The 6,494-nt window shown below is 53.7% G+C and carries 6 protein-coding genes and 1 pseudogene; all 7 read right to left on the bottom strand.

What is annotated here, in order from left to right:
• A pseudogene (locus tag GOW48_RS18920) lies at positions 1 to 892 on the bottom strand (YfcC family protein); the annotation flags it as partial.
• A gap of 535 nt (positions 893 to 1,427) precedes the next feature.
• The gene (locus GOW48_RS18915; RefSeq protein WP_170756552.1) at positions 1,428 to 2,492 is read right to left on the bottom strand and encodes a cytochrome-c peroxidase; all 1,065 of its coding nucleotides are present in this window, start codon (positions 2,490 to 2,492) and stop codon (positions 1,428 to 1,430) included.
• Positions 2,493 to 2,551: 59 nt separating this feature from the next.
• The gene (locus GOW48_RS18910; protein WP_170755669.1) at positions 2,552 to 2,929 is read right to left on the bottom strand and encodes a hypothetical protein; all 378 of its coding nucleotides are present in this window, start codon (positions 2,927 to 2,929) and stop codon (positions 2,552 to 2,554) included.
• Entirely contained in the window at positions 2,926 to 3,732 is an 807-nt protein-coding gene (locus tag GOW48_RS18905; protein ID WP_170755668.1) for an amidohydrolase family protein, read from the bottom strand. The genes GOW48_RS18910 and GOW48_RS18905 overlap by 4 nt, the downstream gene beginning before the upstream one ends.
• A 21-nt stretch (positions 3,733 to 3,753) precedes the next feature.
• A complete protein-coding gene (locus GOW48_RS18900) occupies positions 3,754 to 4,620 on the bottom strand; it encodes a dioxygenase family protein (RefSeq protein WP_170755667.1) in 867 nt (288 codons plus the stop codon).
• Positions 4,621 to 4,630: 10 nt separating this feature from the next.
• Positions 4,631 to 5,935, bottom strand: coding sequence for a TRAP transporter large permease (locus GOW48_RS18895; RefSeq protein ID WP_170755666.1), 1,305 nt, complete (start codon positions 5,933 to 5,935; stop codon positions 4,631 to 4,633).
• On the bottom strand, positions 5,932 to 6,483 hold the full coding sequence (locus GOW48_RS18890) for a TRAP transporter small permease subunit (RefSeq protein ID WP_170755665.1): 552 nt from the start codon (positions 6,481 to 6,483) through the stop codon (positions 5,932 to 5,934). Before GOW48_RS18890 ends, GOW48_RS18895 begins: the two co-directional genes overlap by 4 nt.
• Positions 6,484 to 6,494 lie beyond the last annotated feature (11 nt).

Raw genomic sequence — 6,494 nt, 5'->3', positions numbered from 1 at the left:
AGAGACCGGACATTTCGGCCATCCACCACCCCAGTACCACAACACCATAGATCATAATGGCGAAGGTAATCCCGAAAAGAATCAGAATGATCGAACGCGTCTTGGTCATCTCGGGGAACGTATCATCGCCTTCCGAACCCTTTAGGAAATGCGCCCGGTTTTCCTCGGCCTGATCGGCCACCACGGACAATGACGGGTCGGCTTTCACGCGTGATGCGTATCGCATGACGAATGCGATGCCTGCAGCAAGACAAAGGACAAGGATAATGAACCTCAGGACTATCCCGTTCGTGAACGGAATACCCGCACCTTGCGAGGCAACAACTGTCGCAAATGCGTTGAAGGTTGAGCCCAGGGTCCCAATGCCTGCGCCAAGCATGATCACCGCGACCCCGGTCAAGGAGTCGTACCCCGCCCGAATGAAGACCGGAATAATCAGAGCGTAGAACGCGAGGGATTCTTCCGCCATGCCATAGCTTGTCCCGCCAAATGCAAAGGCGATCATCAGGATTGGGATCATCAGGATTTCCCGCCCAGCCAACCTGTGCAGCAACCAACCGATACCGGCGTCGATAGCTCCTGTCTTGGTAACAACCATCAGGAAACCACCAATGACCAGAACAAACAAAGCGACATCAATTGCGGCGCTGGATGAACTCCCCAGAAGACCAGGGTCGTACATACCTGCAATCGGGGCAAGGATGACCGCCGTAAGCCCCTGAGGGTTCGGCTCGACTTCGTGGTAGGTGCCCGGGACAGGCGCTTCGCTGCCCAGAGCTTCGTTCATCTGACGGTCATACTCACCGGCCGGAATAACCCATGTGAGGGCCGCCACGACGGCAATCAGAATGAACAGAATGGTAAAGGCGGTAGGAAATTTGAACTTGGACATATGAAACTCGCGCTGGGTGAAGCTGAGAAGCTGGGCAGTCAAATATTTGAATATTTAAGTCTCAACTTAGTACTAACGCGGCGACTTGTCACTTTCGCAAAACGTGAGGTAGCCGAACACATTGAACAATTTCTACCATGGCTCTTTTCCACGATTTTGGGTCAGTTGTAGTGCGCAATCAAAGCGATCTGATGTTTAACAGCAACTAGTCGTAGCGTGGCATCTGATTTTAATAGTGGAAAGACTGTTTGACTTGGGATGCCATCTGATGTCGAGCGTTCACCACTTTTTTGGTCCAACTATGACGGTTGGGTCAGGTTCGCGCGACGTTCAACAGGATTGTGGAACGTTACTGATATTGGACTCAATCGACTTCAAAACCTCAACAAATCGGCCGATCACGTCATCCATTTCTGACCCAAACGTCAAGCAATGCTGACCCAGAGCGAGCAGCACCCCCTCATCGGCACTGCTAACGATAGTCGCCGAACCAGCTTGCCAAATAGCCCATACCCGGGCTTTAAATACAAACGCTTTAGTAAGACGCCTTGGACAGCGTCATCAAAAACGCAACTAAGTCTGCAATCTCTTGCTCAGACAAATTCAATTGCAATAGAATGGCTTCACCATCAGTGTGCAGCCTGTCCGTGTTGATTTTGCTGTAATGCCGGATCACACCGTTCAGATCCCTTAGGCTGCCGTCATGCATGTAGGGTGCGGTTTCAGCCACCCCGCGCAGGCTGGGCGTGCGGAAGGTTCCAAAATCAGCGTGGCTCCGGCGTACATTTCGAACCGCCCAAGCACCATGCTTATCCGGATCGTCATTCCAGTCGCCGTCCAGTGTATAGGGGCTTGAGAGTAAAAAGTTCAATCCACCAAAACGACCTTCGTCGACCTCGGTTTCATTCAGAAAATATGGTACACCGGCATCGTGGAACTCATTATTGGAAAACCTCGGGCCGTTGTGGCAAAATACGCAATTCCCGCGCCCTAAAAACAGCTGAAGACCGCGCTGGGCTGCCTCGGGGTAGTAGGCGGCAGCTGGAAAATCTCGACGCTCTAAGGCATCGCGGAAATCATCAAACTGCGTCCGGTCGGCAACCAAAGTCTCCAAGTAAGCCGAAAGAGCTTTTGCAGTATTCACCAGAACAAGCTCTGGGTCCTGATTTTGGATGACGCCAAAAATAGCTTCAAAGTCATCAATGTAGGCACTTTCAGAGATTGCTGTTTTTAGGCTTTCGGGGCTGTGCGCCATCTCTTGTTCTTCGATGATCGGATGCAGGCTGGCTGCCCAAAGGTTATCGCTTTTGCCACCCCACCCATACCAGCGGAGTCCGGCCAGGTTCCGCAGTGATGGAGTGTTTCGATCTAACAGTACACGGCCGAGCGCCCGCGCCTCTGGAGTTGTAAATGCCTGTTCCGGATCATGACAACTTGCGCAAGAAAATGCACCGTCGGAGGACAACACCGGATCGTTGAATAAGGCCTCTCCAAGCGCGATCGCTCTGGCATTGTTCGAAACTCTATTGCTTGGGTCCGAATGGAAGGATGGTGACCAAGGCCCAAAGGAAAGCGTTTGTTCAATTTCGTCTGCAGACAACAAGACCTCTGCACGCACTGCACCTGTCAGGGCTATTAGCGCAGCTGTAAACCACAGCTTCATTTCAGCGTAATTTTTGACGAGTAGAAAACTGATTGGCCATTGATGTCGACATCGACCTGCAACTCCCACAAACCCGGCATGTGAAACAGCATATCATCAACACGGAACGCTCCGCCGCCCAATGCGCTAACTTTGGGGGTATAGTTCATACCGTGTCGATGAGCGGGCATGATTGCATCCACACGCATTTGGCCCACGGTAGTTTCACTACAAATAGAAACTAGTACGGAAAACGGCTCAGCCAACGGAATTTCATCGACAGACAGATAAACCTCGGGTGCGTTTTGAACTTCCGAAGTCATACGTTGCCCAATTTCGTCACAAGCAAAAGCCGTGCTGGACCAAATCATAAACCAGACAGCGCTGCGGATCATTCTGATGCCAGCAAACGTTCTGCGTTGGCATAGGCGATGTTGTCCGCAATCTGGTCCGGCAGCAAATCCAGCCATTCACGCGAAAAATCTGCGTGGGGGCCGACATAGTACCAGCGTTCCGGCGCAAATGTATCCGTACCGACCATGAAGCGATCCGGATGGGCTTCGAAAGCCTCCTTCCAATCGGGGTCAATTCTGCCTCGTGAAGCCATGTCTGAACGAAACGCCAAGTCGGCCCAAAGCCTGGGATACGTGTTCAGCGCGTCAACAACTCTCGCTGGATCATCAAAGCCAGAGTGCGCCCACAATACCCGAGCTTCAGGCCAGGTTTCGAAGATCAGGTCCACTGCCTCTCGATCGCCGTGGTGGTGTAGAATGAGGTTCCGCTCTTTCGCCAGTGCAATCATGCGCTGAATAACCGGCGTCTTAATGTCGTCCCCGTAAGCGTGAAACTCGCCGATGGCTTCGTAGTCATTCTTAGCCAGGTTTTCTTCCAAATAGTCGATTACAGATTCATCGTGCATCCAGGTGTTGATTTCACCGCGACGACGGTACGGGCGCAGGGCTGGAACGACGATGTCCGGTGCCGCGGCCAACAAAAGCTGCGTGCCATTGTCATCCGAGCTGGAAACCAATGCTTTCCGCACGCCCGCATCCCGAAGGATTTTAGCCACCTGTTCTGGTGGCACCAGTTTGACGGCGTCGTGGCTGTAATGAATATGCGCGTCAAAGATCGGGCGCTCTTGTGCGATGGCACTGCTGCAAAACAGCGCGGCACTCAAAATGCAGATTTGTTTCAGCACCACATGCCTCCTCGACATCATTCAGAATCTGGCGAGCGTCACGTCGAATTTCACGTGCAAGAATGGTTCAGTGATCTTACCAGAAAGTTCCATCCCGTCCGGAAATTCTGAAGCCGGCCGTTCGACATAGGTCATCACCAGATCGTCCCGAACTCCAAACACCGTGTCCTGATCTAGATAAGGATCGTCATCGGGGAAAATCTCGGTCACCAAAGAACGGTAGCCAGGAGCCTTGACAATGTAGTGTAGGTGCGAAGGCCGCCAAGGATGGCGCCCACACGCCCGTAGGATGTCTCCGACGGGTCCATCCGACGGAACCGTGTATTCCACCGGTTTGACCGTGGTGAACGCATATTTTCCATCCTCCCCAACCGTCATCAGAGCGTGGAATGAATAGGTGTCCTGTTCTTCGTCCTGGCTTGCATACATTCCATTCGGCGCGGTTTGCCAGATATCCAGTTCTGCACCGGAAATCGGATTACCATCGGTGTCCCGGATCACGCCTTCAGCAAGCAGAACCGGCCCACCGTAGTGGCGCTTCATATCGCCGCCGATCGGCAACTGGGGTGCGCCAGAGACATGGAATGGCCCCAGCACGGAGGAACTGGTCGCGTCAGGGCTGGAATGCAGCATATCCACTAAAGACGACAGGCCCAGCACATCCGAGGCCAGAACAAACTCGTGCCTGTCTTCTGTCTCTACTGCGGCGCACCCCTCAAGAAACGCTATTCCTGCGCGCCATTCGTCATGTGTCAGGTTGGTTTCGCGCGCGAAGTCATGGAGGTGTTTGACCAGAGACCCCATGATTTCTCTCATCCGCGGATCAGTGTCCTTGGAAAGGTATCCCATGAACACGTCGGTGATATTGTCTTTGGTGACAGAGCGCATCTGCGCCTCCTTAAATCAGGGCAAGGCTGAGGATCGGGAACTCGATCAGAATAAACAGAACGATCAGCATTACGAACGCAAAGGGAAGTGCGCCCATAAACACATCCTTGAGCGATATTCGGTCATCGTTGATCGTCGATTTGATGACGAAGCAAGATATGCCCAAAGGCGGGGTCAAAAGCCCGATTTCGGCGCCGACCACAGTGATAATGCCAAACCAGATCAACGACATGTCCAGGGCTTCGGCCATGGGCAGGAACAGCGGGACGACGATCAGAATGATGGACGCCGTATCGAGCAAAGTTCCCAGAAAAAGCATCAAGAGAACGTACAGTAGCATGATCGACCAAAAGGACGCGGAATTTCCCGCGAGCAAGTCCTGCAACTGATTGGGCAGCCCGGCCAGCCCCAGCATGCGACTATAGATCGAAGCCGCCGTAATCAGGAACAAGATCGCCGCTGTAATGTGACCGGTTTCCAGCAACGCGTCCCAAAACGCTCTTGGTGTCATGGACTTGCGTACGACTGCGATCACAAGCGCAACCAGTGCCCCAGCGGCACCCGCCTCGACAGCGGTTAGCCATCCTGTGTAAATGCCACCGAGCACTACCGTGATAATGAACAATGTGGGCAGGGTCTTGGATGCGATCTCGCGCCCGGACATCCATTCGGTGTCTTCGACGACCCGGCCGCCCACAAATGCAGGTGAAAAACGGCCCATCAACCAGATCGCGCCCACATAGGCTATTGCCAGCATGATACCGGGTATTACTCCCGCCAGAAACATGTCCCCTACGGACTGTTCGGCGACAAAGGAATAGATGATCAGCATCGCCGAGGGTGGAATAATCATCCCCAAAACCGACGACCCGGCCACAACGCCAACCGCAAAACGTGGGTTATATGCCTGTGCCATCATCTGCGGGACCGAGACCTTGGTGAACACTGATGCGGACGCAATGGACGACCCGGTAACGGCCGCAAACACGGCATTCGCTCCGACGGTCGCCATTCCGATACCGCCTTTGACCTTGCGAAATCGCATGGTCATGACCTCGTAAATATCCCTGCCTAGTCCCGCTTTTGAAACGATGAGGCCCATAAAGGTAAACAGAGGGATTGTCGCGAAACTGTATTCCATCGCGCTGTCGCCCACCGCAACCTTCAGCAGATTGAGCGCAAGCGTGAAGCTGTCCCGCATCAGCCAGATCGACACGAAGGAGACCACGCCCAAAGCAATCGGAATGTAGACGCCCGCGTAAATAAGAAAGACTATGGCAACGACCGAGATCAGGCCAATCTCAATCGGCGTCATTCTGCGGCCTCGTCATGCTCTGGGGTGCGAATAAGTTGCGGGCGGTCCTGCGCCGTGACGACCTTGAGCAGGAAGATCACGCAGGCAAGCGCAGTACCGCACGCGATGACCAGTTTGACCGGCCACCAAGGCAATGTGAAAAGACCGGGCACTCCGAAGTAGTCCTGTGTTTCCCACATGTGAAGAAATTCTGGGAAGGTTACATAGGCGATCAAGGCCATGAAGATTGCCGAAATGGCGTTGATGATGCGCCTCAGGCTAGCTGTCAGACCGGGGCGACGATGGTGTAGCAGGTTCAGAAACCCATCTGAGCGCGTCAAACGATCCACTCTGACAACGTCGGCCAGCTGCAGGAACACGATCATCACGACCGAGAATTGCACCATCTCGTAGGTTCCGCGCAGTGGGGCCGAAAACAGGCCCCGTGCAATGACGTCAACATTCAGAATGACCACCAACGCTAGGACGACAAGCGTACCCAATGCGTTGGCGGCGATAGCAAGCGAATTGGCGACCCGCGACAAGCCAGAAACTGCGGTCTTCAGCATGAAAGGCCCCT

Origin of the sequence: Ruegeria lacuscaerulensis (assembly GCF_013033355.1) — a bacterium.
GTDB lineage: Bacteria > Pseudomonadota > Alphaproteobacteria > Rhodobacterales > Rhodobacteraceae > Ruegeria > Ruegeria lacuscaerulensis_A.
Note: the sequence above shows the minus strand (reverse complement) of the source record. Positions and strands in the feature narration are given on the sequence as shown.